The following is a 260-nucleotide window of genomic DNA, read 5'->3' as shown; positions in this document are numbered from 1 at the left end:
ACGGTGGCGGTGTAAGTGACGGTGCCGCCTTCAGCCACGGAGGTATCGGCCGTCAGCTTCACAGTCGACGTGTCGATGGTGTCGGTCACTTCAGTCACGGCCGGAACAGTGCTTGGCACCAGGTTCTCGAAGTTGCCGCCGGTCGCTGTGCTGATCGTTGCCTGGACGGTACCGGCATCTTTGTAAACGTCATCGGCCGGCGCTGGAACGGTCACAGTGCCGGTGGTTTTACCGGCTTCGATGGTGATCACTGCGCCGTT

Annotated in this window: 1 protein-coding gene; it reads right to left on the bottom strand. The window is 61.2% G+C overall.

What is annotated here, in order from left to right; all coding sequences use genetic code 11:
• Positions 1 to 260, bottom strand: a 260-nt coding sequence (locus K5E40_RS34675) for an immunoglobulin-like domain-containing protein (protein ID WP_221734459.1), incomplete at both ends; no start/stop codon positions are given.

This window comes from Pseudomonas baetica (genome assembly GCF_019733355.1).
GTDB lineage: Bacteria > Pseudomonadota > Gammaproteobacteria > Pseudomonadales > Pseudomonadaceae > Aquipseudomonas > Aquipseudomonas baetica_A.
This window is presented reverse-complemented; position numbering and strand designations above follow the sequence as displayed.